Genomic DNA, 25218 nt, shown 5'->3' on the forward strand with positions numbered 1-25218 from the left:
TAAGCTCTATATGAAAAACCGGCCCGGGCTTATTTCCCCACTTTGCCGATCAAATCCATCATTTTCAGTTTCTGATCCGTGGAAACCTTACGGGCTTCCAGCTCGATACCGCGTGCATTCAGCTTGTTGAAGGCCTCGATATCTTTCGCATCCACTGAAATCGCGTTGTTGACCTGCGTTTTGCCCTGACGGAAAGCCATACCGCCAATGTTAACGGAGGTGATTTTCACGCCGCCTTCAACAATGCGTTCAACGTCTGTCGGGTTGGTGAACAGAAGCATCACGCGTTCGCCCGCATATTTCGGGTTGTTGTAAACGCGGATCATTTTGGCGACATCCACGACGTGCGCGGTGACGCCCGGCGGTGCAACCTGGGTAAGAAGGGTTTTACGGACAGTGTCGGCGGCCACTTCGTCACTGACCACGATGATGCGTTGTACGTTGGTCTCTTTGGTCCAGCGCGTCGCCACCTGGCCGTGGATCAGACGGTCATCAATACGCGCAAGGCCGATAACCATGTAATCGTTCGGACCCATTGGCTTCGCCGGTGCCGCGGCTTTTGGTGCAGCAGGGGCAGGGGCAGGTTTTTCAACCGGCTGTGCTTTCAGCGCCTTCACGCCTTCGCGACCGGTTTCCACCGCCAGCGCCACCAGCTCGTCAAAGCCTGGGTTGTCGTCACGCGCCATGAAGGTTTCCACCAACATTGGGATATTTACCCCGGCGACGACTTCATAATGCTCTTTATCGACGACAATGCGGCTGGCAGCGTTGAACGGGCTGCCGCCCCATGTATCCACGAGAAACAGCACGCCTTTGCTGGTATCCAGCTTCTCAAGCTGAGCAGTGTACTTTTCAATCAGCGTCTCGGCGTTTTCACCGGGAACGAAATCGATCCAGCCGACGTTTTCCTGCTCGCCCAACAGCATTTCTGCCGTTTTGAGTAACTGCTCCGCAGCCCAACCATGTGTGCCTATGACAATAGCAATGGTCACTTGCTACCTCCTATTATTATCATTTATACGTCTGCCAGGCAGGCGTACTGAGAATCGTATTGGCGAACCGAATCGATTCAGATAAGGGTTAGAGTTCTAAAAAACCAAGACTTCCGCGAATTATTTTAGATAGTGAAAAAATAATTTATGTGATGAAGATCCGTAATTTAGCTACGCCTTACAGATTTTTCTGTAAGATAAACCACGTGTGTTACAGAAGTTTGCAAAGGAACGTAAATCTTTGCTAAAAACCCATTGTCTCTGATATGTTTAGCGTCCGTTTAATTATTCAGGAGTATAGGGCTACAGCCCACTATATGGACCGTCACCGACGTCAGTCATCTTCCAGGCCATTCCGCGCCTTATTCACCGGCGACCTTCGCCACGCATCGACCCCCATTCCCTTTGAAATGCCCGAAATTAGCGGGGCACCGTTTTGTCATTCCTTTAGCAGGAGCGTGTCATGGAATTCTTAATGGACCCGTCAATCTGGGTAGGCTTGCTTACGCTGGTCGTGCTGGAGATCGTTCTCGGTATTGATAACCTGGTGTTTATTGCCATCCTTGCGGATAAGCTGCCGCCGAAACAGCGTGATAAAGCCCGTCTGATCGGCCTCTCGCTGGCGCTGATCATGCGACTGGGCCTGCTGTCCGTGATCTCGTGGATGGTTACGCTGACTAAGCCTCTGTTCACCGTCATGGATTTCACCTTCTCCGGCCGCGATTTAATCATGCTGGTGGGAGGGCTTTTCCTGCTGTTCAAAGCTACAACAGAACTGCATGAACGGCTGGAGAACCGGCAGCATGATGATGGCCACGGTAAGGGGTATGCCAGCTTCTGGGTGGTGGTCCTGCAGATTGTGGTGCTTGATGCGGTCTTCTCACTGGATGCGGTGATTACAGCGGTTGGCATGGTGAACCATCTGCCGGTGATGATGGCGGCTGTTGTGATTGCGATGGCGGTAATGCTGCTGGCGTCGAAACCGCTGACGCGTTTCGTCAACCAACATCCGACGGTCGTCGTGCTGTGTCTGAGTTTCCTGTTGATGATTGGTCTGAGCCTGGTGGCAGAAGGTTTTGGTTTCCATATACCGAAAGGCTACCTGTACGCCGCGATTGGCTTCTCGATTCTGATCGAGCTGTTTAACCAGATTGCGCGCCGTAACTTCATTAAGCAGCAGTCGAATCAGCCGCTGCGCGCGCGTACCGCCGATGCGATCCTGCGCCTGATGGGCGGGCGTCGTCAGGTGAACGTGCAGGCGGATAACGAGAACCGTAACCCGGTTCCGGTGCCGGAAGGCGCGTTTGTGGAAGAAGAACGCTACATGATCAACGGCGTGCTTTCGCTGGCCTCCCGCTCCCTGCGCGGCATTATGACGCCGCGCGGTGAAATCAGCTGGGTGGACGCCAACCTGAGCGTCGACGAAATTCGCCAGCAGCTGCTCTCCTCGCCGCACAGCCTGTTCCCGGTCTGTCGGGGCGAGCTGGATGAGATCATCGGTGTGGTGCGCGCGAAAGAGATGCTCGTGGCGCTGGAAGAGGGCGTCAACGTCGAGGCCGTAGCGGCCGCGTCGCCTGCCATCGTGGTGCCGGAGACGCTGGATCCGATTAACCTGCTGGGCGTGTTGCGTCGTGCTCGCGGGAGCTTTGTTATCGTCACCAACGAATTTGGTGTGGTACAAGGTCTGGTAACGCCGCTGGACGTGCTGGAAGCCATTGCCGGTGAATTCCCTGATGCGGATGAAACGCCAGAAATCGTTGCCGACGGTGACGGCTGGCTGGTGAAAGGCACCACCGACCTGCACGCGCTCTCGCACACGCTGGGCGTCGAAAACGTGGTCAATGACGATGAAGACATCGCCACGGTAGCGGGGCTGGTGATTGCCGTTAACGGGCAGATCCCGCGTATCGGTGATGTGCTTGAGCTGCCGCCGCTGCAAATTACCATCGTTGAAGCCAACGACTATCGCGTTGATATGGTCCGTATTGTTAAAGAGCACTCTGTACACGACGAAGAAGAGTAACGCTATCTAGCGTAACGGCAATAAAGGCACGATGTGTCCGTTGTGACGGGCTGGCGGAGGGTTACTTTCCGCCAGCCATTTCGGAAACTCCCGCAGCGGCATCGGCCGCGCATACAAGTACCCCTGCAAAATATGTACGCTGTGGCGGCGCAAATAGCGTGACTGCTCCTCGGTTTCAACCCCTTCTGCAACCAGTTCAATATTCAACCTCTGGCCCAGCGCAATAATAATATCCGTTACCGTTGAGTTCACGGCGTCGGTGCCGATCGCGGTGGTGAAGGATTTATCAATTTTCAGCACGTCCGGGTGAAGTTTTTCAAGCCACGAAAGAGAACTATTGCCCGTACCAAAATCATCAATCGCAAGCTTCACCCCTTTGCGGTGCAGCTCTCGCACGATGCGGTAATCCACATCGAGCAACGCATCGCGCTCGGTTAACTCTACAATCAACTTTTGAACAGGGTTCGCCTTAAACCAGATGCGGTTGAGATCCCGGATCAGCGCAGCGCGGCGAAAATGGCTGGCGGCCACGTTGATGCCAATATGGAAATCCCGTGAGGCCGGGAAAAAGCCTATCTGCCGCACCGTTTCGCTGATGACGTAGCGGGTAAGCGGAACAATTAGGCTATGTTCTTCAGCCAGGGGGATAAAGACATCGGGAGAAATCCAGCCCTGACGCGGGTTGTTCCAGCGCAGGAGGATCTCGACGCCAACGCATTCCCGGGTGCGGGCGTTTACCAGCGGCTGGCAGAAGAGTTCAAACTCCCGGGCAGCAATCCCCATATTAATTTCCCAGGTGAAACTTATGCGTCGCGCCGTGGCAAGCCAGGCGATATAGCCCATCAGTAAACTGAGCATCAACGCCAGCGGTAGCTGGGTGGGCAGATTTTTCAATGCCATTTGGCCTGCCCCCGGGCCGCTGACCGTGACGCTGAAAGGGTAGTGCTGTGAAGACTGTTCCAGCAGGGAGGCGTGTTCATCGAAGGTCGGCGTATTCGTCACCTGCTGCCCGTCGCGGAGAAAATTATCGCCTACTCTCAGGACCACGTCGGTGATTTGTGGCCGCTGTGGCTCCAGAATCATTTTGGTGATGAGATCGATATTCACTACCTCCATCAACCCGTCACTGCCGTCGCCCGCAAGGGGTGACCACTGAATCAGTACCGGACTGCCCTTTAACAGCCACCGATCGGTCAACAAGATCAGCCTGGGTTCACTGGACGGAAGCATCGGCTCAATGTCACTGACGGGCATATTTCGGCTGCCAAATACGCTCGAGCAATACAGTATTCCGTCTTTGACGAGGGCGATGTAGCGCACGGTCTGGAGGATCGCCGCCTGTTTTCGCAGAATCGGATTCGCTTCAGCGCAGGGCATATCAACCAGAAAACGTAGAGTTTCACGCTGGGTTTCTAACGCAAGAAGCACCTTATCAAGCGCACGCACGGTGTGGTGAGTAAAGTCGTGGATCCGATCCTGATTAATGTTGCGCTGTGAAATAAAGCGAATGCCCAGCGTCAGGACGAGCGTAACGAGCGCAACCGTAACACAGACGATAACGCGTTTTCGGCGATAGTCTTTAATGATCGTTTGTGCAGTTTGCATGAACGGTCGCCTGATAAGCACCGGCCGGAAAAGCCAGACGCAACAGTGACAGTGTAGTGGGGAATACATGAAGCGACGAGAGGCGGTGGGAAAATTCGCCCATCTGTTGCAGATGGGCGAAAAGGAAGGTTTAGTCGCACTGCACCTTAATGGCCAGACCGCCGCGCGAAGTCTCACGGTACTTCGCGTTCATGTCCTTGCCGGTTTCGTACATGGTTTCAATAACCTTATCCAGTGACACGCGTGGCTCGCTGGTACGGCGCATCGCCATACGCGAGGCGTTGATCGCTTTGACGGAGGCGATGGCGTTACGCTCAATGCACGGTACTTGCACCTGGCCGGCAACCGGGTCACAGGTCAGACCGAGGTTGTGCTCCATGCCGATTTCCGCCGCCACACACACCTGCTCAGGGCTTGCGCCCAGCAGTTCCGCCAGACCGGCCGCCGCCATAGAGCAGGCCACGCCCACTTCACCCTGACAGCCTACTTCGGCACCGGAGATGGAGGCATTCATCTTGTACAGCGCGCCGATAGCGCCTGCCGCGAGGAAATAACGGATATAGATCTCCGGTGTCACGGGCTCAATAAAGTGATCGTAGTAGGCCAGCACCGCAGGAACGATACCGCACGCGCCGTTGGTTGGCGCCGTCACCACGCGACCACCCGCTGCGTTCTCTTCGTTAACCGCCAGCGCAAACATGTTCACCCAGTCAACCACATTCATTGGATCATTGGAGAATTTGTCGGTGGTGACCAGCATACGGCGAAGCGCAGAGGCACGACGTGGTACACGCAGTGGCCCAGGCAGAACCCCCTCGGTGTTCATCCCGCGGTCAATACAGGCGCGCATGGTTTGCCACACGTTAGCAAAATAGTCTTCGATCTCTTTCTTGCTGTGCAGCGCCAGTTCGTTCTGCATCACCATGCCGGAGAGGGAGAGACCGGTCTCTTTGCAATAGGCCAACATCTCGGTGGCAGATTTAAACGGATAGGGCACATTCACATCGCCCGCGCTCTCTTTGCCAAAGTGTTCTTCGTCAACGATAAAGCCGCCGCCGATGGAGTAGTAGGTTTTACTGTAGATCTCTTTTTCGCCGCTCCAGGCGTGGATGGTCATACCGTTTTCATGCAGCGGCAGGTTGTCGCTACGAAAACGCATCCCGTCATCCTGCGGGAAGTCCACTTCGTGCTGACCGTTAGCCAGCAGCAGACGACCGCGCGTTTCCACGTCGCGGATAAATGCCGGAATGGCATCAATATCAACTGTGTCCGGCATATTGCCCGCCAGACCCATAATAATGGCGATATCGGTGTGGTGGCCTTTACCCGTTAATGACAGTGAACCGTAAACGTCTACGGCGACACGGGTAACGCTTTCCAGTAATCCTTTTTCGACCAGATCATCGACGAACTGTTTACCGGCCTTCATCGGCCCTACAGTGTGGGAAGAAGATGGACCAATCCCCACTTTGAACATGTCGAATATACTAATCACTTTCACACTCCTGACAGGGTTACTGGGGTTCCAGTAACGATGTTATAACTGCGCATAGTGTAAGAGGGAACACTAACCTCGGCTTAACTATTCACATGAATTAAACTAATGGTTATCGATGGTTTAGCTAATAGCGCGACGCCGATCGCAAACCTGCCAGAAAAGGGTGGAATGTAAAGTATAGTCAAGGCTTCAGGCCGATTTGTAGCGCAAGCTCACGAATGATGCCTGCCGTCATGCCCCAGACAAAATAATGCTGATACCATGACAGCCAGACCCGATGATCGTGCCCGCGGCGGTGAATATCCAGAGGATGATAGCGGCCCAGACGAAGGGCCTCTTCAAGCGGCATTTCGAACACCGCTGAAACTTCATCGACGCTGGCGTGATACTGAAGATCGGGCGGAATAATGCCGACGACCGGCGTGACCTGAAAACCGGTTACGCTGTCCACTGGCGGCAGCACGCCAATTACCTCGACCGCCTCCGGGGGGATCGCCACCTCCTCATGCGCTTCGCGCAGCGCGGCGGCAATCAGGGAAGCATCGGTGCTGTCCACCGCGCCGCCCGGAAACGCAACCTGACCGGCGTGTTTTCGCATATGCGGTGAGCGCTGGGTAAGCAACAGACCCGGCTGTTCACGACGCACGACCGGGATCAGTACCGCCGCCTGACGTTGATTCAGCGCGGCGCGGTTAACCTGGGGCCGCAGAAGCTGAAAACGCGACAGAAAATCATCCAGCGTCAGGTTGTCTTTCTTCACCGTGAGTTCTCCAGTTGTTTCAGGATACGATTCACTTTATCAAAGGTTTCCTGATATTCCGCCCCGGCCTGGCTGTCGGCTACAATGCCGCCGCCTGCGGAACAGTAAAGGTTACCGTCGCAGGCCGTCAGGGTGCGAATAGTGATGCTGGTATCCATGGTTCCGCACAGGCTCACATAGCCGATGCTGCCGCACCAGGCGTTGCGGCGATGCGGTTCCAGTTCGTCGATAATCTCCATCGCGCGGACCTTCGGCGCGCCGGTGATGGAGCCGCCCGGAAACGCGGCGCGGAGCAGATCGCAGGCGGTCCGCGAGGCCGGCAGGCGTGCAGTGATAGTACTGACCAGATGATGTACCGCCGGGAAAGGTTCCACAACGAACAGCTCCGGCACGCGCACGCTGCCCGGCTCGGCGACGCGGCCAATATCATTGCGCATCAGATCGACAATCATCAGGTTTTCAGCGCGATCTTTCGGCGAGGCCGCCAGCGTCTCCGCCTGCTGGCGGTCGGCGTTAGCATCGGCAAGGCGCGGCAGGGTGCCCTTGATCGGGCGGGTCTGAATAATACCGTCAGCCAGATGAATAAAACGCTCAGGCGAAAGGCTGAGGATGGCGCCGTGTTCAAGGCGTAAAAATGCGCTAAACGGGGCCTTATTGCTGGCATTGAGGCGGGTAAATGCCTGCCATTCGTCTCCCCGGTACGCCGCCTGGAAACGCTGGGCAAGGTTGACCTGATAACAGTCGCCGCTGTGAAGATACGCCTGCACGCGAGAGAATTTTTCCGCATATTCCGCCGCGCTCATGTTCGAGTGCCAGCCGGAGGTCAGCATAAAGTGTTCCGCTGTGGCGGGCCGTTGCGCCTCAAGCCAGGCCAGACGCGCCTGCACGTCTCGGTGGCTAAGCAGGGAAACCGTCTGCTTACGGTGATCCACGATTAGCGCCCAGTCATACAGCCCCACCGCCATATCCGGCAGGGAAATATCCGCCAGTGCATGCTCGGGCAGCTTTTCGAAACGGCGACCCAGATCGTAACCAAACAGGCCCAGCGCGCCCCCCTGGAAAGGCAGATCCGGATCCGGTGTGGCAGATAAGCCCAGAGCATGGATCTCGTTCTGAAGCCGCATCAGCGGATCGTCCGTGGGTGACAGCGCATCGGTAGTCAGCGTTTTAACCGGGTCGGCCACCAGAATATCAAAGCGGCTGTAGGGGTGAACCGCATGCCCGGAGTGCAGCAGCATGGCAAAAGGAAGGTGGCTCAGACGGGCAAACCAGAACTCGGCGGCGTCTGCACGCCAGGGTAAGGTCATAACAGTGGGGAAGCGCATGTTCATGTATGGCATACTACCGGGTAGCGTGAAATAATTAGCGCGAATAATTTAGCAGGAGTTAACGATGTTTGCAGGTTTACCTTCTCTCAGCCATGACCAACAGCAGAAAGCGGTAGAGCGGATTCAGGAACTGATGGGCCAGGGTATGAGCAGCGGAGAAGCGATCACCGTCGTCGCTCAGGAAATTCGCGCCAGTCATACCGGCGAACGGATTGTGGCGCGATTTGAAGATGAAGATGAATAACCGGGCTTAAACTGCCGCGATAATCTTAATCTCCACCTTATACTCCGGTTTCATCAGCGTGGCCTGTACGGTGCAGCGTACAGGCGCGTGACCCGCCACTACCCACGCATCCCAGGCTTTATTCATCTCCGCGAAGTCGTCTTTATTCGCCAGGAAAATCGTCGCGTCCAGTATGCGGGATTTATCGCTGCCCTGTTTTTCCAGTACGGCGTCGATCTGCGCCAGGGTGTTAGCGGTTTGCTCGAAGGCGTCGGCGTCCAGATTGGCAGGGACACCGGTGTAGTACAGCGTCTGGTTGTGGATCACCACATCAGACCAGCGGGCTTCGGCATCAATGCGCGTAATTGTCATAAACGTATCCTCGTTATCTTTCATCGTCAGGCGGCAAGACTGCCATATTGTTCCGCCGTCGTCACTATTTGGGGTGGCACCGGAGAGAAGGGGCTGACATAATCCCTGTGCAAAAATACAGTGAGAGAACACCGTGGCAGACGATTTTTCCCCTGAAGGTCAGTTAGCACAGGCAATTCCCGGTTTTAAACCGCGCGAACCTCAACGTCAGATGGCGCATGCCGTCGCGCACGCCATCGACAAGGCGCAGCCGCTGGTTGTGGAGGCCGGCACCGGTACGGGGAAAACCTACGCTTACCTCGCTCCTGCGCTGCGGGCGAAAAAAAAGGTGATCATCTCTACGGGATCAAAAGCGCTCCAGGATCAGCTCTACAGCCGCGATTTACCCACGGTGGCGAAAGCGCTGAAATACAAAGGGCGTCTGGCCTTGCTGAAAGGGCGTTCTAACTATCTGTGTCTGGAGCGTCTCGAACAGCAGGCACTGGCGGGCGGTGACCTGCCGGTACAAACACTCAGCGATGTGATCGTCCTGCGCGCCTGGGCCAACCAGACGGAGGAGGGGGACATCAGCACCTGCGCGAGCGTGCCGGAAGACTCCCCGGCCTGGCCGCTGGTGACCAGCACCAACGACAACTGCCTCGGCAGCGACTGCCCGCTGTATAAAGACTGCTTTGTGGTGAAAGCGCGTAAAACGGCGATGGACGCCGACGTGGTGGTGGTGAACCATCACCTGTTTCTTGCGGATATGGTGGTCAAGGACAGTGGTTTCGGCGAGCTAATCCCGGAGGCGGAGGTGATGATCTTCGATGAAGCCCATCAGCTACCGGACATCGCCAGCCAGTATTTTGGCCAGTCGCTCTCCAGCCGTCAGCTTCAGGATCTGGCGAAAGATATTACCATTGCCTATCGCACCGAGCTCAAAGATACCCAGCAGTTGCAGAAGTGCGCGGACCGCCTGGCGCAATGCGCACAGGATTTCCGCTTACAGCTTGGCGAGCCGGGCTATCGCGGCAACCTGCGCGAACTGCTCGCGGACAAAAATATCCAGCGCGCGCTGCTGCTGCTCGATGATGCCCTTGAACTCTGTTACGACGTGGCGAAGCTATCCCTCGGACGTTCAGCGCTGCTGGACGCCGCCTTCGAGCGGGCCACGCTCTACCGTGGGCGGCTGAAGCGGCTGAAAGAGATCAACCAGCCGGGCTACAGCTACTGGTATGAATGTACCTCGCGCCACTTCACCCTGGCGCTCACGCCGCTGACCGTTGCCGATAAATTCAAAGAGGTGATGGCGCAAAAGCCCGGCACCTGGGTCTTTACCTCGGCCACGCTGTCGGTCAACGACGATCTGCACCACTTTACCGAGCGTCTCGGCATTGAGCAGGCTGAATCCTTACTCCTCCCAAGCCCGTTCGACTATGAGAAACAGGCGCTGCTGTGCGTGCCACGCAATCTGCCGCTGCCTAACCAGCCAGGGGCGGCGCGCCATCTGGCGGCCATGCTAAAGCCGATGATTGAGGCCAACAACGGACGCTGCTTTATGCTCTGCACCTCTCACGCCATGATGCGCGATCTGGCCGAGCAGTTCCGCGCGACCATGACGTTGCCGGTGCTGTTGCAGGGGGAAACCAGCAAAGGCCAGCTGCTCCAGCAGTTTGTCAGCGCCGGTAATGCCCTGTTGGTGGCGACCAGCAGCTTCTGGGAAGGGGTGGACGTGCGCGGCGATACGCTCTCGCTGGTGATTATCGATAAGCTGCCATTCACATCGCCGGACGATCCGCTCCTGAAAGCACGCATGGAGGACTGCCGTCTGCGCGGGGGCGATCCGTTCGACGACGTCCAGTTGCCGGACGCGGTTATCACGCTTAAACAGGGGGTAGGGCGACTGATACGCGACGTCACCGACCGCGGAGTGCTGGTGATCTGCGACAATCGCCTGGTGATGCGTCCCTACGGCGCCACCTTCCTCGCCAGCCTGCCGCCTGCGCCGCGCACACGGGATATTAAACGCGCGGTCCGCTTCCTGGCGAACCCGACGGCGGAGTAATTCTTCCCGGAGTGTGTTAAGATGCGCGCCATTTTGTGACTGACCATTGCGAGAGCGCGACGACTGATGCGAATTCTGGCTATTGATACCGCGACAGAGGCCTGTTCCGTTGCCCTGTGGAACGACGGTACGACTTTTGCTCATTTCGAAGAGTGCCCACGGGAACACACCCAACGTATTCTGCCCCTGGTAAAAACCATTTTAACCGAGGGCAACACCGCCCTGACTGACCTCGACGCGCTGGCCTACGGCCGTGGTCCGGGCAGCTTTACGGGCGTACGTATCGGGATTGGCATTGCGCAGGGGCTGGCGCTGGGCGCTGACCTGCCGATGATCGGCGTTTCAACGCTTGCGACTATGGCTCAGGGTGCCTGGCGCATGACCGGTGCCAGCCGCGTGCTGGCCGCGATTGATGCCCGCATGGGTGAAGTCTACTGGGCGGAGTACACCCGTGACGAAAACGGCGTCTGGCACGGCGAAGAGTCGGAAGCCGTGCTTAAACCTGAAGCCGTCACCGAGCGCCTGAAACAGCTCACCGGTGAGTGGGCGACGGTCGGAACCGGCTGGCCGGCATGGCCTGAGATGGCGAAGGACACCGGCCTTACGCTGGTGGATGGTAACATGCTCCTGCCTGCCGCCGAAGATATGTTGCCTGTTGCCTGTCAGCAGCTTGCCGCAGGAAAAACCGTGGCCGTTGAACACGCCGAGCCGGTTTATTTACGAAACACCGTCGCATGGAAGAAACTTCCTGGCCGCGAGTGAATCTCAGTAACAGGAACTGAGAAAAAGGAGTCGCATCATGGCGGTTCAGACTAAAGTTGTACGCTTTTTTATGGCAGGCGCGGTTGCCATAGCACTGAGCGGGTGCGTCACCGTTCCTGATGCGATCAAGGGCACCAGCCCGACGCCACAGCAGGATCTGGTACGCGTGATGAATGCTCCGGAGCTGTATGTCGGGCAGGAAGCGCGCTTTGGCGGCAAGGTGGTTGAAGTGCTAAACCAGCAGGGGAAAACCCGGCTGGAGATTGCCACCGTTCCACTGGACAGCGGCGCACGGCCTGTTCTGGGTGAAGCCTCGCGCGGGCGGATCTACGCTGACGTCAGCGGCTTCCTCGATCCGGTAGATTTCCGCGGGCAGCTGGTGACCGTCGTCGGTCCGATTACCGGTTCAGTGGCGGGGAAAATCGGCAATACACCATACAAATTTATGACCATGCAGGTGAACGGTTACAAACGCTGGCGTATCACCCAGCAGGTGGTGATGCCGCCACAGCCAATCGATCCGTGGATGTGGGGTCCACATCCGTATCGTTACGGCTACGGTGGCTGGGGTTGGTACAATCCAGGCCCTGCACAGGTTCAAACAATCGTAACTGAATAAGTTACTGTTATTATTAGGAAAGAGACAGCGGCTCAGCCGCTGTCTCTGTTTTTTTACGGATAAAACGAAAAAAAAGAGTGACGCGCTTCGCAACCTGCAATCTGAACAATTAATAAACTGGTACGCTGAGTTAATATAATGTTAACAAACTGTTTATTATCGGGGCTGTGATGACGACGAACACTCATTTCAGAGGTGATGCATTGAAAAAGGTTTGGCTTAACCGTTATCCCGCGGATGTCCCTGCGGAGATCAATCCTGACCGTTATCAATCCCTGATTGAATTATTTGAACACTCGGTACGGCGCTACGCTGACCAGCCCGCATTTGTGAATATGGGCGAAGTGATGACTTTCCGTAAGCTGGAAGAGCGCAGCCGGGCGTTTGCGGCCTATTTACAGGAAGGGTTGGGCTTGCAGAAAGGGGACCGCGTCGCGCTGATGATGCCAAACCTGCTGCAATACCCGGTGGCGCTGTTCGGGATCCTCAGGGCGGGGATGATCGTGGTTAACGTTAACCCGCTCTATACCCCGCGCGAGCTGGAACATCAGTTGAATGACAGCGGTGCGGCGGCGATTGTGATTGTCTCCAACTTTGCCCACACGCTGGAAAAAGTCGCTGAAAGAACCCAGGTTAAGCACGTCATCCTGACGCGCATGGGCGACCAGCTCTCTACCGCGAAAGGTACGCTGGTCAACTTTGTCGTGAAATACGTTAAGCGGCTGGTGCCGAAATACCACCTGCCGGATGCCATCTCCTTCCGCCGCGCGCTGCATGCGGGCTACCGGATGCAGTACGTTAAGCCGGAGATCGTGTCAGAAGATCTGGCGTTCCTGCAATACACCGGCGGTACCACCGGCGTGGCTAAAGGGGCGATGCTGACCCATCGTAATATGCTGGCGAACCTTGAACAGGTGAACGCCACCTACGGGCCACTGCTGCACCCGGGCAAGGAGCTTGTGATCACCGCGCTTCCGCTGTATCACATTTTTGCGCTGACCATGAACTGCCTGCTGTTTATCGAGCTTGGCGGTCAAAACGTATTGATCACCAACCCGCGCGACATTCCGGGGCTGGTTAAAGAGCTGGCGAAATACCCGTTCACCGCCATGACCGGCGTGAACACCCTGTTTAACGCGCTGCTTAACAATAAAGAGTTCCAGCAGCTCGATTTCTCCACGCTGCATCTTTCTGCGGGCGGCGGGATGCCGGTTCAGCAGGCGGTTGCCGAGCGCTGGGTAAAACTCACCGGACAGTATCTGCTGGAAGGCTATGGTCTGACGGAGTGCGCCCCGCTGGTCAGCGTCAACCCGCATGACATCGACTACCACAGCGGCAGTATCGGTCTGCCGGTCCCGTCGACGGAAGCTAAACTGGTGGACGATGAGGGTAACGAAGTGCCTCACGGCGAACCGGGCGAGCTGTGCGTCAGAGGGCCGCAGGTGATGCTGGGCTACTGGCAGCGCCCAGATGCCACGGATGAGATCATCAAAGACGGCTGGCTGTACACCGGCGACATCGCGGTGATGGATGACGAAGGTTTTCTGCGTATCGTCGATCGCAAGAAAGACATGATCCTCGTTTCCGGTTTCAACGTCTATCCGAACGAAATCGAAGACGTGGTGATGCAGCACAGCGGCGTGCTGGAGGTGGCAGCGGTGGGGGTTCCTTCCGGCAGCAGTGGTGAAGCGGTGAAGATATTTGTGGTCAAGAAAGATCCTTCTCTTACCGAGGAAGCGCTGATAACGTTTTGTCGCCGGCAGCTGACGGGCTATAAAGTGCCGAAGCTGGTGGAATTCCGCGATGAGCTGCCGAAATCCAACGTCGGGAAGATATTACGACGAGAATTACGTGACGAAGCCCGTGCCAAAGTGGACAATAAGGCCTGAGCTTCACGTTAATCGCCCAGACGCCGGTTAAGCCGGCGTTTTTTATGGGCGCAAACAAAAGAGAGTCCGATTTGAATTACCAGATGATCACTACCAACGACGAGCTGGCTTCGCTGTGCGAGGTGACGCGTGATTTCCCCGCTATCGCCCTGGATACGGAATTTGTCCGTACCCGCACGTACTACCCGCAACTGGGCCTGATCCAGATGTATGACGGCAAACACGTGTCGTTGATTGACCCCCTCGGCATTACCGACTGGGCGCCAATGCGCGAGCTGTTGCTTGATACCGCCGTGACCAAATATCTGCACGCCGGCAGTGAAGATCTGGAAGTCTTTCTCAACACCTTTGGCATCATGCCGCAGCCGCTGATTGATACCCAGATCCTCGCGGCGTTCAGCGGTCGTCCGCTCTCCTGGGGCTTCGCGGCGATGGTGGAAGAGTACACCGGTCTGACGCTGGATAAGAGCGAATCGCGTACCGACTGGCTCGCGCGCCCGCTGACGGCGCGTCAGCTTGAATACGCCGCGGCAGATGTATTCTACCTGCTGCCGATTGCTGGCCAGCTTATGAAAGAGGCTGAGGCGTCCGGTTGGCTGTCTGCCGCCCTGGACGAGTGCCGCATGACGCAGCAGCGTCGTCAGGAAGTGGTTGATCCGAAAGAGGCCTGGCGTGACATCACTAACGCCTGGCAGCTGCGCACCCGTCAACTGGCCTGTCTGCAACTGCTGGCTGACTGGCGGCTGCGTAAAGCACGTGAGCGCGATCTGGCGGTTAACTTCGTGGTGCGTGAAGAACACCTGTGGGCGGTAGCGCGCTATATGCCGGGTAGCCTTGGCGAACTGGACAGCATTGGCCTTTCCGGGAGTGAGATCCGTTTCCACGGTAAAACGCTGCTCGCGCTGGTAGAGAAAGCTCAGCAGCTGCCGGAGGACGCACTGCCAGAACCACTGCTTAACCTGATGGATATGCCGGGCTACCGCAAGGCGTTCAAAGATATCAAAGCGCTGGTGCAGACGGTGGCGGGGGAAAGCAAACTGAGTGCCGAACTGCTGGCTTCACGTCGTCAGATTAACCAGCTGCTGAACTGGCACTGGAAGCTGAAACCGCAAAATGGTTTACCTGAACTGGTCGCCGGATGGCGGGGGGAACTGATGGCTGAACGCCTGAATACCCTGCTGGAAGGGTATCCGCGCTAAAGAATTGTAGCCCCGGTAAGCGCCGCGCCACCGGGGAAATTGCCGGGCGGTACGATGCTTGCCCGGCCTACAAAACCACAAACGGATTAACGCGACTCTTCCGCTTCCGGAAGCGTCACGTTCAGCTCCAGAATCGAAATATCCCCGTCTTTTTGCTCCAGCTGAACGGTGACCATTTCCGGGTCAATCTGCACGTATTTGCAGATCACTTCCAGAATGTCTTTGCGCAGCTGCGGCAGGTAGTGCGGTTCGGCGTCGCTACGACGACGTTCCGCCACAATGATTTGCAGACGTTCTTTTGCGATGTTGGCGGTGCTTTTTTTCCGCGAGAGAAAAAAGTCCAGTAATGCCATAACTTATCCTCCGAACAGGCGTTTGAGGAAACCTTTCTTCTCTTCTTCAATGAAGCGGAAAGGACGTTCTTCTCCCAGCAGACGGTCAACGGTATCCGCATACGCTTTACCCGCGTCTGCCTGTGTATCCAGGATCACGGGCTCGCCCTGGTTAGAGGCGCGCAACACGGACTGATCTTCCGGGATCACGCCAACCAGTTTGATGCGCAGGATCTCCAGCACGTCTTCCATGCTCAGCATGTCACCTTTGTTCACCCGACCCGGGTTGTAGCGGGTCAGCAGAAGGTGCTCTTTGATCGGCTCCTGGCCATTTTCCGCGCGACGAGATTTCGAGGCCAGAATGCCGAGAATACGGTCGGAGTCACGTACTGACGAGACTTCCGGGTTAGTAGTGATGATGGCTTCATCCGCGAAGTAGAGCGCCATCAGCGCGCCGGTTTCGATACCGGCCGGGGAGTCGCAGACCACGAAGTCGAACTCCATCTTTTTCAGATCGTCGAGCACCTTTTCCACGCCTTCACGGGTCAGCGCGTCTTTATCACGGGTCTGGGACGCCGGGAGAATGTAGAGGTTCTCGGTACGCTTATCTTTAATTAGCGCCTGGTTAAGCGTGGCATCGCCCTGAATGACGTTCACGAAGTCATACACCACGCGACGCTCGCAACCCATGATCAGGTCCAGGTTACGCAGACCGATATCGAAGTCGATTACGACGGTTTTCTTTCCCTTCTGGGCCAAACCAGTAGCGATGGCCGCGCTGGAGGTGGTCTTGCCAACGCCTCCTTTACCCGAAGTCACAACAATAATGCGTGCCATAGAAATTCCTTGTTAAAAGGGATCAATTTAACGGTTGAACGGTCAAAGCGTTATCTGCCAGCTGCAGACGAGCCGCTTTGCCATAAAATTCGGCTGGGATTTTATCGCTCAGCCAATATTCACCTGCGATAGACACCAATTCTGCCGTCAGGTGAGTACAAAAAATTTGTGCTTCTCGATCGCCGCTGGCGCCCGCAAGCGCACGCCCACGCATCATACCGTAAACGTGAATATTGCCGTCTGCAATCAGTTCTGCGCCCGCACTGACGTGGCTTGTAACAATCAGATCACAGTTTGGCGCATAAATGCGCTGACCGGAACGAACCGGCAGATCAATCAATCGCGTTTTTGTGACTGGGGCTACATTTTGCGCCGGAGGCGGGGGAGCGGGAACGGTTGCAGGCGTTGCACGCGGGGCTTTTTCTTTGCCCTCGTTCAACAAGGGCAAACCCGCGCGTTCAATTTCGGCTTTTAACTCTGCGTCTTTGCAGCCGCTAATACCCACGATGCGCAACCCCGTGGAGACGACGGCCTGCTGGAGTCGCTTCCAGTTAACCGGCCCCTCAAGGTCGCTTACATTAACGACAACAGGAGCATGCTTAAGAAAAGCGGGAGCCTGCGCGATTTTGTCTTCTAACGCCTGACGAATAACCTCGGGTTTTGCATCATGCAAATGAACCACTGATAAGGTGAAGCTACTGCCTTTAAGCTCGATGGGCGTATTTGACATCCTGGCCTTACTCAATTTGCTATTAACCGCAACACATCGCCGCGATATTCCGAAGAGTATCAGGCATGTTATAGTCAGGAGTATATTGAGGCAAGCAACCACCCATTAATTCAGAGTAAAAACATGTTTTGTGTGATCTACAGAAGTACCAGCCGCGACCAGACCTACCTTTATGTCGAAAAGAAAGACGATTTTTCCCGCGTGCCTGAGGAATTAATGAAAAGCTTTGGCCGACCGCAACTGGCGATGCTGCTGCCGCTGGACGGCCGTAAGAAGCTGGTGAACGCCGATCTGGAGAAAGTCAAAAAGGCGTTAACCGAGCAGGGCTATTATTTACAGCTTCCGCCGCCACCGGAGAATTTATTAAAACAGCATCTTGAGGTGAGCGGAAAGAAATAAGCCCGGGTCATTCCGGGAACAACTCATCAACCGATTAGGGGTCGACCATGTATCAACATCATAACTGGCAAGGTGCATTACTGGATTATCCCGTCAGCAAAGTGATCTGCGTGGGCAGCAACTATGCAAAACATATTCAGGAGATGGGCAGCGCCGTGCCGGATGAGCCGGTTCTGTTTATTAAGCCAGAAACTGCACTGTGCGATATTCGCCAGCCGCTGGTTCTGCCGCAGGGGCTGGGCTCGGTGCATCATGAAGTGGAGCTGGCGGTGCTGATCGGCGCGACGCTGCGCCAGGCGACCGAAGAGCATGTAGAGAAAGCGATTGCGGGTTACGGTGTCGCGCTCGACCTGACCCTGCGCGACGTCCAGAGCAAAATGAAGAAAGCGGGGCAGCCGTGGGAAAAAGCCAAGGGCTTTGACAATTCATGCCCGATTTCCGGTTTCGTTCCGGTGAGTGAATTTACCGACGATCCGCAGAATACGCCCCTCAGCCTGAAGGTCAACGGCGAGATCCGCCAGCAGGGGACGACCGCTGACATGATCCATAAGATCGTTCCGCTGATTGCCTACATGAGCCGCTTCTTCACCCTGAAACCCGGCGACGTGATCCTTACCGGCACTCCGGAAGGTGTGGGGCCGCTGCACAGTGGCGACGAGCTGGACGTCAGTTTTAACGGCCTGTCGCTGAAAACTCGCGTGCTGTAAAAGCACCTTGCCGCCTGAAAAGGGCGGCAAAACTTGCATCAACGTGCCAGACTCGTTATAAGGTGCGCTCTATTTTGACGTGTGGACATCCCGATGAACGACATTCCTTTCTGGCAAAGCAAAACTCTCGACGACATGACCGACGCGGAGTGGGAATCGTTGTGTGACGGCTGTGGGCAGTGCTGCCTGCATAAGCTGATGGATGAAGATTCGGATGAGATCTATTTCACCAACGTAGCCTGCAAGCAGTTAAACATCAAAACCTGCCAGTGCCGCAACTACGAGCGCCGTTTCGACTATGAGCCGGACTGCATCAAGTTAACTCGTGAAAATCTGCCGACCTTTGAGTGGCTGCCGCATACCTGCGCGTATCGCCTGCTGGCAGAAGGTAAAGATCTGCCCACATGGCATCCGCTGTTGACGGGGTCGAAGGCGGCGATGCACGGCGAACGTATTTCCGTGCGCCACATTGCGGTGAAAGAGTCCGAGGTGCAGGACTGGGAAGACCACATTATGAATCACCCTAATCGGTGATAATAAAAAACCCGCCGAGGCGGGTTTTTTATTGTGCGCAATTTTGTCGGGTGGCGCTGCGCTTACCCGACCTACAAAACTGACGTTGCCGTTTTGCTTTTACCTTCCAAAAAGATCGCGTTTCTTTGGCTTGAACGGCTGGGCAATCAGCACCAGCAGCGCTACCACGAAGTAGGCGACAAAAATGCCCACCAGCCACTGCGGCATCTCCAGCGTCAGAAACTCCCACTGGCGTACAGAGCAGTCACCGGAGGCCACAAACACCTGCGGCAGCCATTTATCCAGCGGCAGCCAGCTCGGGAAGCGGGCCGCAAAGTCGCAGGTCATAAACGGCGACGGGTGAAGCTGCATCTGGGTGTGCTCCCAGGCAAGCGCAATCCCTTTCCCGGCGCTGTACAGCCAGATGGCAATTGCGGCATAGCGTAACGGTGTTTTAGGTGCAATCGCACCTACCAGACCTGCGCCCATAATGCCGAACAGCGCACAACGCTCATAAATACACAGGACGCAAGGTTTCAGCCCCATCACATGCTGAAACCACAGCGCGACCATTTCCAGCGCAAAGGCGGTCAGGGCCATCAACAACCACGCTCCGCGACCGCGTGAGCACTGGTTCAAAAATCGCAACATAATCATTTCCCTGGAACATGCTTAGACAGCGCAGTGTAAACGAATTTTAATGCGCCGCAAGTATACCTGCTTGCAACAACCATTGCGTACAGGGAACGAGAGTAATTTTGATGCACAGCAAACCAACAAGGGTAAGCACCAGCGTGTACGGCAGCGCCATCCAGACCATTCTTCCATAAGAAAGTCGTATGAGTGGCGCCAGCGCCGAGGTCAGCAGGAAGAGGAAGGCCGCCTGACCGTTCGGGGTTGCCACGGAGGGGAGGTTGGTTCCAGTGTTGATCGCCACCGCCAGCAGCTCGAACTGTTCACTGCTGACAATCCCTTGCTCCATCGCGGCTTTAGCCTCATTGATGTATACCGTCCCGACAAAGACGTTATCGGATATAGAAGACAACAGACCGTTAAACAAATAGAACAGCGTTAGCTGCGAATCTGGCGTGGCCTGAAGCACAAACGCGATGATTGGCGCGAACAGATGTTGGTCAATAATCACCGCCACGACGGCGAAAAACACCGCCAGCAGGGCGGTAAACGGCAGCGCTTCGGTAAAGGCTTTTCCGATAGCATGTTCGTCCGTGACGCCGCTCAGGCTGGTTGCCAGAATAATTACCGACAGACCAATCAGCCCCACCTCGGCAAGGTGGAAGGCCAGCGCAGCGATAAGCCACACGCCGATGATGCCCTGTGCAATCAGGCGCAGCGTCTCCTGGCGCGTGCGTTGTTTGCGGCTCTGCTCGTCAAACTTATGCAGCTCCTGACGGACCTGATCGGGCAACTTCGCGCCATACCCAAAAAGGTTGAATTTTTCGACCAGCACGCAGGTCGCTAAGCCGCAGATCAAAACGGGCACGCTGACCGGCGCCATGCGCAGGAAAAATTCGCCAAAATGCCACTCAGCCGCTTTGGCGATAATCAGGTTTTGCGGCTCTCCAACCATTGTCATCACGCCGCCCAGCGCCGTCCCCACGCCCGCATGCATCATCAGGCTGCGCAGAAACGCGCGGAACTGCTCGAGCACATCGCGGTTGTGCGCCTCAACGTGGCTGTCGTCCTGTAAGTTATCGCCAGGACGAGACGAGGCGACCCGGTGGTAAATACCGTAAAAGCCGACGGCGACGCTGATCACCACCGCCACAACCGTCAGCGCATCCAGGAAGGCAGAGAGGAAAGCCGCGGCGAGGCAAAACGCCAGCGAGAGCAGCGTTTTCGACGGAATGCTCAGCAGCAGACGGGTGAAGATAAACAGCAGAAGCTGCTTCATAAAGTAGATCCCCGCCACCATGAAGATCAGCAGTAGCAGGACTTCAAGATTCGACGCAATCTCGTTTTTAACATGCTCCGCGCTGGTCATTCCAATGATCACGGCTTCCAGCGCCAGCAGCCCGCCGGGCAACAGCGGATAGCACTTCAATGCCATCGCCAGGGTAAAGATAAACTCGGCGACCAACATCCACCCGGCAACGAAGGGATCCAGCAAAAAGATAACGGGATTAACGACCAGGAATACCAGTAGAGTGAGTTTGTACCAGTCAGGTGACTGACCTAAAAAGTTGCGCCACAGCGCGCGCCCAAATGAAATTTCCACGACAGACGTCCTTTCCCCGTCAAATAAGACAAGACATCAGTATACGCAAAAACGGCGGCGGAGAGGGGGATAAAGCCATTTTGTAAATTTCATAAAAATGAAACGGCGATCCCTCTTTTCTGTCTCTGCTGCGCTATCTGCCTCTGCGCGCCTCTGGTATGATGAGTGCAATTTGCTAAAGCTGTGTAATGGAAATCTCACTATGGTCATTAAGGCGCAGAGCCCGGCGGGTTTCGCGGAAGAGTACATCATTGAAAGCATCTGGAATAATCGTTTCCCTGCGGGATCAATTCTACCTGCTGAACGCGAACTCTCTGAACTGATTGGCGTCACCCGTACCACGCTGCGAGAAGTGCTCCAGCGTCTGGCGCGCGATGGCTGGTTGACGATACAGCATGGCAAACCCACTAAGGTGAATAACTTCTGGGAAACGTCCGGGCTGAATATTCTGGAAACGCTGGCGCGTCTCGATCACGAAAGCGTACCGCAGCTGATTGACAATCTGCTTTCGGTGCGCACCAACATCGCTACCATTTTCATCCGCACCGCGTTTCGTCAGCATCCTGAAGATGCGCTGAAGGTGCTTGCCACCGCCAATGAGGTGGAAGACCACGCGGACGCCTTTGCGACCCTCGACTACAACGTGTTCCGCGGTCTGGCGTTTGCTTCCGGCAATCCGGTTTACGGCCTGATCCTGAATGGAATGAAAGGGTTATATACACGCATTGGTCGTCACTACTTTGCCAACCCTGAAGCCCGCAGCCTGGCGCTCGGCTTCTACCATAAACTGAGCAAGCTCTGCACCGAAGGGCTGCACGATCAGGTCTATGAAACGGTGCGTCGTTATGGCCACGACTCCGGTGAAATCTGGCACCGAATGCAGAAAACCCTGCCGGGTGATTTAGCGATTCAGAGTCGCTGAAATAAAAAACCTCTCGATTGAGAGGTTTTTTTCGCCCGGTGGCGCTTCGCTTACCGGGCAAAAAAACTACAACGTATTCAACCGCGCCGGACACCGCTCCAGCAGCTCCACGCTGCCATCTTCATTCTGCTGCTCCAGCGACACGTCAAATCCCCACAGGCGATGCACATGCTTCAGCACTTCCTTACGCCCCTTATCCAGCGGCGCGCGGTTGTGAGGGATATAGCGCAGCGTCAAAGAGCGGTCACCGCGCAGATCCACATTCCAGACCTGAATGTTCGGTTCAAGATTGCTCAGGTTGTATTGAGACGACAGGCGCGAGCGGATCTCACGATAGCCCTCTTCGTTGTGGATCGCAGAGATCTCCAGGTAGTTGTTGCGGTCATCATCCAGTACGGTGAAGAAGCGGAAATCACGCATGATCTTCGGCGACATGAACTGGCTGATAAAGCTCTCATCCTTAAAATCACGCATCGCGAAGTGCAGCGTTTCCAGCCAGTCAGAACCGGCAATATCCGGGAACCAGTATTTGTCCTCTTCGGTGGGCGACTGGCAGATACGCTTGATATCCTGGAACATGGCAAAGCCGAGTGCGTACGGGTTAATGCCGCTGTACCACGGGCTGTTATACGCTGGCTGGAATACCACGTTGGTGTGGCTGTGCAGAAACTCCATCATAAACCGCTCGGTGACTTTTCCTTCGTCATACAGGTGGTTAAGAATGGTGTAGTGCCAGAAGGTCGCCCAGCCTTCGTTCATCACCTGGGTCTGCTTCTGAGGATAGAAATACTGGCTCACCTTGCGCACGATGCGCAAGATCTCACGCTGCCACGGCTCCAGCAGTGGGGCGTTCTTCTCCATAAAGTAGAGCAGGTTTTCCTGCGGCTCGGAAGGGTAACGACGCGCCTCGGCGACGGTTTTCTCCTCCTCACGTTTCGGCAGGGTGCGCCACAGCATATTCACCTGGCTTTGCAGATACTCCTCGCGGCTCTTCTGCCGGGCTTTCTCTTCCTGCAATGAGATCTTCTGCGGACGCTTATAGCGGTCAACGCCGTAATTCATCAGCGCGTGGCAGGAGTCCAGTAGCTTCTCTACCTCGTCCACGCCGTAGCGCTCTTCGCAGTCGGTAATGTATTTGCGGGCGAAGATAAGGTAATCGACGATGGAGCTGGCGTCCGTCCAGCTGCGGAACAGATAGTTATTTTTGAAGAACGAGTTATGTCCATAGCAGGCGTGCGCCATCACCAGCGCCTGCATGGTAATGGTGTTCTCCTCCATCAGATAGGCAATACACGGGTTAGAGTTAATAACGATTTCATACGCCAGCCCCTGCTGTCCGTGCTTATACAGTCGCTCCGTTTCAATGAATTTTTTACCAAACGACCAGTGCGGATAGTTAATCGGCATCCCGACGCTGGAGTAAGCGTCCATCATCTGTTCCGAGGTGATGACTTCAATCTGATGGGGATAGGTGTCCAGACGATAGAGTTTGGCCACCCGGTCGATCTCCGCCAGGTAGACATCCAGCAATTCGAAGGTCCAGTCGGGTCCATCGCTCAGACGTGTTCTGTCCCTTGACATGGAATCTAGTGTAGCCATTAGCGCGCCCTCGTTGTTGGTCGCTCTCTCTGACTGGAGAGCCTCCTTTCAAGCATAGATCACCCCATTCAAATACGCGGGGCGCAGAAATTTTTTCTTTGCGATTTCCCGTTTTCGATACGGCAAAAAAAGCGGTGCTCGCAGAATTTTCTACTGGTTAAAAATAACGCGCAGCAGGAGATCCCAAATAAGCGCTATCCCCTGATACAGCGGGATATGTGAGTTGAGTCACCATAAAAAAGTCATATGTTGAATAATATTTTCAGCTAGGTTATCAATCTGTAATTAGATGATTGTTCTTTTGCTCATAATGGAGTGGCTATGCGTGTTGTCATACTGGGAAGTGGTGTCGTTGGCGTAACCAGCGCCTGGTATTTAAGTCAGGCGGGACATGAGGTTACCGTTATCGATCGCGAATCCGGTCCGGCGCTGGAAACCAGTGCGGCGAATGCGGGGCAGATCTCCCCGGGCTACGCTGCGCCGTGGGCGGCCCCGGGCGTTCCGCTGAAGGCGATCAAATGGATGTTTCAGCGACATGCGCCGCTGGCGATAAGCCTTGACGGCACGCAGTTCCAGCTTAAGTGGATGTGGCAGATGCTGCGCAACTGCGATACCCGCCACTACATGGAGAACAAAGGGCGCATGGTGCGCCTCGCAGAATACAGCCGCGATTGCCTGAAAGCGCTGCGTTCCTCAACGGGGATCGAATATGAAGGGCGCCAGGGCGGCACACTTCAGCTGTTCCGTACCGCGCAACAGTATGAAAACGCGACCCGCGATATCGCCGTGCTTGAAGATGCGGGCGTACCCTATCAGCTGCTGGAAGCCAGCCAACTTGCCCAGGTGGAGCCAGCACTTGCCGAGGTCGCGCACAAGCTGACGGGCGGTCTGCGTTTACCGAACGATGAAACCGGCGACTGCCAGCTTTTCACCCAGCGTCTGGCGCGCATGTGTGAGCAGGCCGGGGTGAAATTCCGCTTCAATACTTCTGTCGACAAGCTGCTGTCGGAAGGGGAGAAGATTTACGGCGTGAAGTGTGGAGAAGAGGTGATCAAAGCCGATGCTTACGTGATGGCGTTCGGATCCTATTCTACCGCGATGCTGAAAGGGATCCTGGATATCCCGGTCTATCCGCTGAAAGGCTACTCCCTGACCATTCCCGTGAAAGAGGACAGCGGCGCGCCAGTATCAACCATTCTTGATGAAACATACAAAATCGCCATCACCCGTTTCGATAACCGGATCCGCGTCGGCGGCATGGCGGAAATCGTGGGCTTCAATACCGAACTGCTCAAACCACGTCGTGAAACGCTGGAGATGGTCGTCGGCGATCTCTTCCCGCGCGGCGGTTTCATTGAGCAGGCGACGTTCTGGACCGGCCTGCGTCCAATGACCCCGGACGGCACGCCGATTGTGGGCCGTACGCCTTACAAAAATCTGTGGACAAATACCGGCCACGGTACGCTTGGCTGGACCATGGCCTGCGGTTCGGGCCAGCTGCTTAGCGACCTGATTTCCGGGCGGACGCCGGCAATTCCGTTTGACGATTTAAGCGCCGCACGCTATCAATCAGGGTTTACCCCCTCGCGTCCACAACACCTGCACGGCGCGCATAATTAAGGAGTCGTC

General features: G+C 55.8%; 24 protein-coding genes. 12 read left to right on the forward strand and 12 right to left on the reverse strand.

Annotated features, from left to right (window positions below):
* Positions 1–29 precede the first annotated feature (29 nt).
* Positions 30–992 carry a PTS mannose transporter subunit IIAB gene (gene manX / locus SK51_RS13640; RefSeq protein ID WP_022651434.1) on the reverse strand — a complete coding sequence of 321 codons (963 nt, stop codon included), beginning with the start codon at positions 990–992 and terminating at the stop codon, positions 30–32.
* Between the two features lie 463 nt (positions 993–1455).
* Between manX and yoaE the strand changes: the two genes are divergently transcribed.
* Positions 1456–3015, forward strand: coding sequence for a CNNM family cation transport protein YoaE (gene yoaE, locus SK51_RS13645; RefSeq protein ID WP_023300354.1), 1560 nt, complete (start codon positions 1456–1458; stop codon positions 3013–3015).
* Between the two features lie 6 nt (positions 3016–3021).
* Here yoaE and SK51_RS13650 read toward each other — a convergent pair whose 3' ends face one another.
* The 4 genes from SK51_RS13650 to pabB form a co-directional block, all read right to left on the reverse strand.
* Positions 3022–4620, reverse strand: coding sequence for an EAL domain-containing protein (locus SK51_RS13650; RefSeq protein ID WP_032676189.1), 1599 nt, complete (start codon positions 4618–4620; stop codon positions 3022–3024).
* Positions 4621–4750: 130 nt separating this feature from the next.
* Complete coding sequence (gene sdaA / locus SK51_RS13655; RefSeq protein ID WP_022648444.1) at positions 4751–6115, reverse strand: L-serine ammonia-lyase; 1365 nt, start codon at positions 6113–6115, stop codon at positions 4751–4753.
* A gap of 184 nt (positions 6116–6299) precedes the next feature.
* On the reverse strand, positions 6300–6878 hold the full coding sequence (locus tag SK51_RS13660; RefSeq protein ID WP_022648443.1) for a CoA pyrophosphatase: 579 nt from the start codon (positions 6876–6878) through the stop codon (positions 6300–6302).
* Positions 6875–8209 (reverse strand): aminodeoxychorismate synthase component 1, encoded by a 1335-nt coding sequence (gene pabB / locus SK51_RS13665; RefSeq protein ID WP_048206769.1) that lies wholly within the window; start codon positions 8207–8209, stop codon positions 6875–6877. The genes SK51_RS13660 and pabB overlap by 4 nt, the downstream gene beginning before the upstream one ends.
* Positions 8210–8270: 61 nt before the next feature.
* Here pabB and SK51_RS13670 point away from each other — a divergent pair, with 61 nt between their 5' ends.
* The gene (locus SK51_RS13670; protein WP_022648441.1) at positions 8271–8450 is read left to right on the forward strand and encodes a YoaH family protein; all 180 of its coding nucleotides are present in this window, start codon (positions 8271–8273) and stop codon (positions 8448–8450) included.
* A 6-nt stretch (positions 8451–8456) separates the two neighbouring features.
* Here SK51_RS13670 and SK51_RS13675 read toward each other — a convergent pair whose 3' ends face one another.
* Entirely contained in the window at positions 8457–8801 is a 345-nt protein-coding gene (locus SK51_RS13675) for a RidA family protein (RefSeq protein WP_022648440.1), read from the reverse strand.
* 133 nt (positions 8802–8934) lie between these two features.
* Between SK51_RS13675 and SK51_RS13680 the strand changes: the two genes are divergently transcribed.
* From SK51_RS13680 to rnd, 5 genes are all read left to right on the forward strand, one after another.
* Entirely contained in the window at positions 8935–10845 is a 1911-nt protein-coding gene (locus SK51_RS13680; protein ID WP_023303884.1) for a DNA repair helicase YoaA, read from the forward strand.
* Between the two features lie 66 nt (positions 10846–10911).
* The gene (tsaB, locus tag SK51_RS13685) at positions 10912–11607 is read left to right on the forward strand and encodes a tRNA (adenosine(37)-N6)-threonylcarbamoyltransferase complex dimerization subunit type 1 TsaB (protein WP_023300348.1); all 696 of its coding nucleotides are present in this window, start codon (positions 10912–10914) and stop codon (positions 11605–11607) included.
* 37 nt (positions 11608–11644) lie between these two features.
* Entirely contained in the window at positions 11645–12226 is a 582-nt protein-coding gene (locus SK51_RS13690; protein WP_023306470.1) for a Slp family lipoprotein, read from the forward strand.
* Between the two features lie 203 nt (positions 12227–12429).
* Complete coding sequence (fadD, locus tag SK51_RS13695; protein ID WP_074132809.1) at positions 12430–14115, forward strand: long-chain-fatty-acid--CoA ligase FadD; 1686 nt, start codon at positions 12430–12432, stop codon at positions 14113–14115.
* 83 nt (positions 14116–14198) lie between these two features.
* Entirely contained in the window at positions 14199–15314 is a 1116-nt protein-coding gene (gene rnd / locus SK51_RS13700; RefSeq protein WP_123059168.1) for a ribonuclease D, read from the forward strand.
* 86 nt (positions 15315–15400) lie between these two features.
* Here the strand turns inward: rnd and minE are convergent, their stop codons facing one another.
* Genes minE through minC form a run of 3 tightly spaced genes read right to left on the reverse strand, consistent with a single transcriptional unit; the run spans position 15401 to position 17213 of the window.
* Complete coding sequence (gene minE, locus SK51_RS13705; RefSeq protein WP_003859937.1) at positions 15401–15667, reverse strand: cell division topological specificity factor MinE; 267 nt, start codon at positions 15665–15667, stop codon at positions 15401–15403.
* A gap of 3 nt (positions 15668–15670) precedes the next feature.
* The gene (minD, locus tag SK51_RS13710) at positions 15671–16483 is read right to left on the reverse strand and encodes a septum site-determining protein MinD (RefSeq protein ID WP_003859938.1); all 813 of its coding nucleotides are present in this window, start codon (positions 16481–16483) and stop codon (positions 15671–15673) included.
* Between the two features lie 22 nt (positions 16484–16505).
* Positions 16506–17213, reverse strand: a complete 708-nt coding sequence (minC, locus tag SK51_RS13715) for a septum site-determining protein MinC (protein ID WP_015570311.1) — start codon at positions 17211–17213, stop codon at positions 16506–16508.
* 123 nt (positions 17214–17336) lie between these two features.
* Between minC and SK51_RS13720 the strand changes: the two genes are divergently transcribed.
* The 3 genes from SK51_RS13720 (at position 17337) to SK51_RS13730 (ending at position 18853) form a co-directional block, all read left to right on the forward strand.
* Positions 17337–17612 (forward strand): YcgL domain-containing protein, encoded by a 276-nt coding sequence (locus SK51_RS13720; RefSeq protein WP_006810982.1) that lies wholly within the window; start codon positions 17337–17339, stop codon positions 17610–17612.
* 47 nt (positions 17613–17659) lie between these two features.
* Complete coding sequence (locus tag SK51_RS13725) at positions 17660–18319, forward strand: fumarylacetoacetate hydrolase family protein (RefSeq protein WP_022648433.1); 660 nt, start codon at positions 17660–17662, stop codon at positions 18317–18319.
* 93 nt (positions 18320–18412) lie between these two features.
* On the forward strand, positions 18413–18853 hold the full coding sequence (locus SK51_RS13730) for a YcgN family cysteine cluster protein (protein ID WP_022648432.1): 441 nt from the start codon (positions 18413–18415) through the stop codon (positions 18851–18853).
* Positions 18854–18952: 99 nt separating this feature from the next.
* Here the strand turns inward: SK51_RS13730 and dsbB are convergent, their stop codons facing one another.
* Together dsbB and nhaB are read right to left on the reverse strand one after the other, a co-directional pair.
* Entirely contained in the window at positions 18953–19483 is a 531-nt protein-coding gene (gene dsbB / locus SK51_RS13735) for a disulfide bond formation protein DsbB (protein ID WP_032622423.1), read from the reverse strand.
* A 46-nt stretch (positions 19484–19529) separates the two neighbouring features.
* Positions 19530–21068: a Na(+)/H(+) antiporter NhaB gene (nhaB, locus tag SK51_RS13740; RefSeq protein ID WP_023306467.1), complete on the reverse strand. Its 1539-nt coding sequence runs from the start codon at positions 21066–21068 to the stop codon at positions 19530–19532.
* Positions 21069–21270: 202 nt separating this feature from the next.
* Between nhaB and fadR the strand changes: the two genes are divergently transcribed.
* Positions 21271–21990, forward strand: coding sequence for a fatty acid metabolism transcriptional regulator FadR (gene fadR / locus SK51_RS13745; protein WP_015570315.1), 720 nt, complete (start codon positions 21271–21273; stop codon positions 21988–21990).
* Positions 21991–22056: 66 nt separating this feature from the next.
* On the opposite strand, the gene SK51_RS13750 is transcribed toward fadR, so the two are convergent.
* On the reverse strand, positions 22057–23589 hold the full coding sequence (locus tag SK51_RS13750) for a SpoVR family protein (RefSeq protein WP_023306466.1): 1533 nt from the start codon (positions 23587–23589) through the stop codon (positions 22057–22059).
* A 321-nt stretch (positions 23590–23910) separates the two neighbouring features.
* On the opposite strand from SK51_RS13750, the gene SK51_RS13760 reads away from it, so the two are divergent.
* Positions 23911–25209, forward strand: coding sequence for a D-amino acid dehydrogenase (locus SK51_RS13760; RefSeq protein ID WP_022648428.1), 1299 nt, complete (start codon positions 23911–23913; stop codon positions 25207–25209).
* The last annotated feature ends 9 nt before the right edge of the window (positions 25210–25218 follow it).

It is taken from the genome of Enterobacter sp. MGH85, assembly GCF_001037655.1.
Lineage (GTDB): Bacteria > Pseudomonadota > Gammaproteobacteria > Enterobacterales > Enterobacteriaceae > Enterobacter > Enterobacter intestinihominis.

What these genes read in the sequence shown, in the direction of transcription:
- tsaB (WP_023300348.1), top strand. Translation starts at nt 10,912, where the DNA reads ATGCGAATTCTGGCTATTGATACCGCGACAGAGGCCTGTTCCGTTGCC.
- minC (WP_015570311.1), bottom strand. Translation starts at nt 17,213, where the DNA reads ATGTCAAATACGCCCATCGAGCTTAAAGGCAGTAGCTTCACCTTATCA.
- minD (WP_003859938.1), bottom strand. Translation starts at nt 16,483, where the DNA reads ATGGCACGCATTATTGTTGTGACTTCGGGTAAAGGAGGCGTTGGCAAG.
- SK51_RS13760 (WP_022648428.1), top strand. Translation starts at nt 23,911, where the DNA reads ATGCGTGTTGTCATACTGGGAAGTGGTGTCGTTGGCGTAACCAGCGCC.
- SK51_RS13670 (WP_022648441.1), top strand. Translation starts at nt 8,271, where the DNA reads ATGTTTGCAGGTTTACCTTCTCTCAGCCATGACCAACAGCAGAAAGCG.
- fadR (WP_015570315.1), top strand. Translation starts at nt 21,271, where the DNA reads ATGGTCATTAAGGCGCAGAGCCCGGCGGGTTTCGCGGAAGAGTACATC.
- SK51_RS13730 (WP_022648432.1), top strand. Translation starts at nt 18,413, where the DNA reads ATGAACGACATTCCTTTCTGGCAAAGCAAAACTCTCGACGACATGACC.
- SK51_RS13750 (WP_023306466.1), bottom strand. Translation starts at nt 23,589, where the DNA reads ATGGCTACACTAGATTCCATGTCAAGGGACAGAACACGTCTGAGCGAT.
- pabB (WP_048206769.1), bottom strand. Translation starts at nt 8,209, where the DNA reads ATGAACATGCGCTTCCCCACTGTTATGACCTTACCCTGGCGTGCAGAC.
- SK51_RS13690 (WP_023306470.1), top strand. Translation starts at nt 11,645, where the DNA reads ATGGCGGTTCAGACTAAAGTTGTACGCTTTTTTATGGCAGGCGCGGTT.
- yoaE (WP_023300354.1), top strand. Translation starts at nt 1,456, where the DNA reads ATGGAATTCTTAATGGACCCGTCAATCTGGGTAGGCTTGCTTACGCTG.
- SK51_RS13725 (WP_022648433.1), top strand. Translation starts at nt 17,660, where the DNA reads ATGTATCAACATCATAACTGGCAAGGTGCATTACTGGATTATCCCGTC.
- rnd (WP_123059168.1), top strand. Translation starts at nt 14,199, where the DNA reads ATGATCACTACCAACGACGAGCTGGCTTCGCTGTGCGAGGTGACGCGT.
- minE (WP_003859937.1), bottom strand. Translation starts at nt 15,667, where the DNA reads ATGGCATTACTGGACTTTTTTCTCTCGCGGAAAAAAAGCACCGCCAAC.
- SK51_RS13650 (WP_032676189.1), bottom strand. Translation starts at nt 4,620, where the DNA reads ATGCAAACTGCACAAACGATCATTAAAGACTATCGCCGAAAACGCGTT.
- SK51_RS13720 (WP_006810982.1), top strand. Translation starts at nt 17,337, where the DNA reads ATGTTTTGTGTGATCTACAGAAGTACCAGCCGCGACCAGACCTACCTT.
- SK51_RS13675 (WP_022648440.1), bottom strand. Translation starts at nt 8,801, where the DNA reads ATGACAATTACGCGCATTGATGCCGAAGCCCGCTGGTCTGATGTGGTG.
- dsbB (WP_032622423.1), bottom strand. Translation starts at nt 19,483, where the DNA reads ATGTTGCGATTTTTGAACCAGTGCTCACGCGGTCGCGGAGCGTGGTTG.